Origin of the sequence: Streptomyces sp. NPDC060031 (assembly GCF_042736805.1) — a bacterium.
Taxonomy (GTDB): domain Bacteria; phylum Actinomycetota; class Actinomycetes; order Streptomycetales; family Streptomycetaceae; genus Streptomyces.
In genome coordinates this window covers 1-3,798 of record NZ_JBHWVM010000058.1, presented here as the reverse complement: position 1 = coordinate 3,798, position 3,798 = coordinate 1, and the positions used below count along the sequence as shown (strand labels likewise).

Genomic DNA, 3,798 nt, shown 5'->3' with positions numbered 1-3,798 from the left:
CCCCCCCCCCCCCCCCCCCACCCCCGGGGGGGGGGGCCGGGGGCGGCCGCCCCCCCCGCCGCTACCCACCCCCCGCGCCCCGCCCGGGGGGGGGCGGGGGGTTCGCCCCCCCCGCCACCGGAAGGGGTGAAGAGTCGTAACTTTCCCGTACGGTTCGCGTTCGAGCACGCTAGAAAGGGCACGGCCCTACGCGAAGACCTCCTGCCGAGAGGCCCGGCGCGCATCGGCCAGCGCCGGATCGAGAGACGGTACGGCGGCCAGGAGCTGCCGGGTGTAGGGGTGCGCCGGGCGGTCGTACACCTCGTCCACCGGCCCCTCCTCGACGATCTCGCCGCGCCGCATGACGGCGACCCGGTCGCTGACCTGGCGGACCACCGCGAGGTCGTGGGCGATGAAGACCAGGGCGATGCCCAACTCCCGCTGGAGTTGCGACAGCAGGGCGGTGACCTGCGCCTGCGTGGTGACGTCGAGGGCGGAGACCGGCTCGTCGCAGACGATCAGCCGGGGCCGGGGCGCGAGCGCCCGGGCGATGCCGACGCGCTGGCGCTGGCCGCCGCTGAACTCGTGCGGGTACCGGTCGTGGTGCGCCGCCTCCAGCCCGACGCGCACCAGCAGTTCGCCGACGCGGGCCCGGATCGCGGACTCGTCGCGCTCGCCGGCGGCGCGCAGCGGATCGGCGATGGACTCGCCGATGGAGCGGCGCGGGTTGAGCGAGGACACCGGATCCTGGAAGACCATCTGCACCCCCGGGGCCACCCCCTCCACCTCCCGCCCGTCCCGCTGCAGTTGCCCGGAACTGGGATCCAGCAGCCCGACGAGCATCCGCCCGAGCGTGCTCTTGCCGCTCCCGCTCTCCCCCACGATCCCGAGCGTCTCCCCGGCCCGCACGGCGAGCGACACCCCGCCCACGGCAACGACCCGCCGCCTGCCCCGCCCGAACTCCTTCCGCAGGCCGAACGCTTCGACAACCGGCGCGGCCGCATCCAGCCCCGCCGGCGTCCGAGGCGCGGGGTCCGGGGCGGAGTCCCGCGGCCTGGCCCGCGCCCCGTCCAGCCGCGGCACCGCCGCCAGCAGGGTCCGCGTGTACGGATCGGCCGGCGCGGACAGGACGCGCGACACGGCCCCCCGCTCCACGGCGCAGCCGCCCCGCATGACGAGCAGCTCGTCCACGCTCTCCGCCGCCACCCCCACGTCATGGGTGACCAGCAACAGCCCCAGCCCCCGCTCCTCCCGCAGCCCGTGCAGCAGGTCCAGGATCTGCGCCTGGACGGTGACGTCCAGCGCGGTGGTCGGCTCGTCGGCGATCAGCAGCCGCGGCTCACAGGCCAACGCCATCGCGATCAGGGCGCGTTGCCGCATGCCGCCGCTGAACTCGTGCGGCCGGGCGCGCGAGCGCCGTACCGCGTCGGGGATGCCCACCCGGTCCAGCACCTCCACCGCCCGGGCCCGCGCGGCGCGCCGCGAGACGTCCGCGTGGATCCGGTGGACCTCGGCGATCTGGTCGCCGATGGCGTGGTACGGGTCCAGGGAGCTCAGCGGGTCCTGGAAGACCACCGCGGCGGTCCCGCCCCGCAGCCTGCGCAGTTGCGCGGGCGAGGCCGCGGCCACGTCCGTGCCGTCGACGCGGACGGCCCCGTCCAGCCGTGCCCCCGTACCGCGGTGCAGGCCCAACAGGGCTGCCGCGACGGTGGACTTGCCGCTTCCGGACTCACCGACGATGCCCAGCGCGCGGCCCGCGTCCAGGGTGAAGGAGATCTCGTCCACGGCCCGGACGTACTTCCCCGGCGCGCCGACCGGGAAGTCCACCGTGAGCCGGGTGACCTCCACCAGCGGCCGCGTCATGCGAGTGCCACCCTTCGGTCCGCGGCGGCGTACAGCAGGTCGCCGATCGCTCCGGCGAGGACCACGGCCGCGCCGATGGTCAGGACGACGCCCACGACGACGGGCAGGTCCACGATCCGTACCCCGTCCATCAGCGTCTTGCCGAGCCCCGGGATCCCGAACAGCGATTCCGTCAGCAGGGCGCCGCCGATCATCGAGCCGAAGTCCACGGCGCTGAGTGCGATCACGGGCGCCACCGCGCCGCGCAGCGCATGGCGGGTGACGATGGCCCGCTCCCCGACGCCGTAGGCGCGGAAGGTGCGGATGTGGTCCTCGGCGAGTGTCTCCAGGGTGGAACTGCGGGTGAGGCGGGCGTACTTGGCGCTCTCGAAGAAGCCGAGCGTCACCCACGGCAGCAGCATGTTCCAGGCCCACTGCTCGGGGTCCCGGGTCAGTGGCACGTAGGACGGGAACGGCAGCCACTGGAGGTAGGCGCAGACCGCCATGAGCAGCAGCAGCCCGAGGATGAAGACGGGGGTGCCGGTTCCGGCGAGGGTGAGGACGGTCAGCGCCCGTTCGGTGATCCCGCCGCGTCGCAGCGCGGAGAGCAGCCCGGTGCCGACCCCGATCACCAGCCAGATCACGAGCGCGCCGAGCGCCAGCGACAGGGTGGCGGGCAGTCGTTCCAGGATGAGCTCGGTGACCTGCTGGTCGTTGCGGTAGGAGAAGCCGAGGCAGGGGGCGTCGCAGTGCAGTACGAGCCCGGCGCCGCCGGAGTGGTCGCGGCCGAGCAGCAGCCCCTGGAGGAAGTGCAGGTACTGCGTGAGGACGGGTTCGTTCAGCCCGATCTGCTCGCGCACCTGGGCGATCTGCGCCGGGTTGCAGCGCTCCCCGCAGGCGAGGCGCGCGGGGTCGCCGGGGGCGAGGTAGAAGAGGGCGTAGACGACGACGGACAGGGTGAGGAGCACGAGGAGCGCCCCGCCGAGCCGTTTGAGTACCGGGAGCACCACCGGCGGTAGCTGGGGGAGAGTCACGCCTTGCGCTCCTTTCTGGTGCCGACCCGCAGGCGCGAGCCCTCGCGCGGGTCGAGTGCCGTGCGGACGGCGTCGCCGAGCACGGTGAAGGCGAGCACGGTGACGAAGAGCAGCCCGGCGGGGAGCAGGACGTACACGGGGTCGGCGCGGAACCAGGTCGTGGCGCTGGAGAGCATCTGTCCCCAGGACGGGGTCGGCGGCTTCACGCCGACGCCGAGGAAGGAGAGCGAGGCCTCGGCGACCATGTTGGTCGGCACGTGGATCGCGGCGTAGGTGATCACGGGCGCGGCCAGCGAGGGCAGCAGCTCGCGGCGGGCGATCCGCAGGGTGCCGTTGCCCGACAGCCGGGCGGACTCCACGAAGTCCAGGCCCCGCAGGGCGAGGGTCTGGGCGCGCACGATCCGGGCGGTGCCGCCCCAGCCGAGGAATCCGATGAGCAGGATCAGCAGCAGCGGCCGCGGGAAGCCGGGCGGGACGACGGCGGTGAGCGCGACCCCCAGCACCAGGGTGGGCAGGGCGATCGACACGTCGGTGAGCCGGGCGACGAGTGCGCCCGCGGCGCGGTTGCCGAGCCCGGCGGTGATGCCGGCGACGAGTCCGAGCAGGACCTGCAGGGCGGTCGCGCCGAAGGCGACGAGCAGGGAGATGCGCGCCCCGTGGAGGAGCCGGGTGAACAGGTCGCGGCCGCTGCCGGGTTCGACGCCGAGCCAGTGGTCGGCGGACACCCCGCCGAAGGAGCCCACCGGTACCCCGCCGCGCGCCGAGTCCACGAGCTCGTCGTGGTAGGCGTTCGGGTCCTGGCCGGTGAGCTGGGCGAGCAGCGGCGCCGCGAGGGCGAGGAGGACGAGCAGCGCGAGGACCCCGGCGGAAGCGACGGCCGAGGGCCGGCGGCGCAGGCGGCGCCAGACCTGGCGCGCGGCGCCCGCGCCCGGGACGGGGGTCC

At 74.8% G+C, this 3,798-nt stretch carries 3 protein-coding genes; all 3 read right to left on the bottom strand.

Annotation, left to right across the window (positions count from 1 at the left end):
• Nucleotides 1-186 precede the first annotated feature (186 nt).
• Nucleotides 187-1,842: a dipeptide ABC transporter ATP-binding protein gene (locus ACFWB8_RS23945; protein WP_385230589.1), complete on the bottom strand. Its 1,656-nt coding sequence runs from the start codon at nt 1,840-1,842 to the stop codon at nt 187-189.
• The gene (locus ACFWB8_RS23940) at nt 1,839-2,831 is read right to left on the bottom strand and encodes an ABC transporter permease (RefSeq protein ID WP_385230684.1); all 993 of its coding nucleotides are present in this window, start codon (nt 2,829-2,831) and stop codon (nt 1,839-1,841) included. The genes ACFWB8_RS23945 and ACFWB8_RS23940 overlap by 4 nt, the downstream gene beginning before the upstream one ends.
• A 20-nt stretch (nt 2,832-2,851) precedes the next feature.
• Nucleotides 2,852-3,798: ABC transporter permease (locus ACFWB8_RS23935; protein ID WP_385230586.1), on the bottom strand; the 947-nt coding region annotated here is incomplete at its 5' end.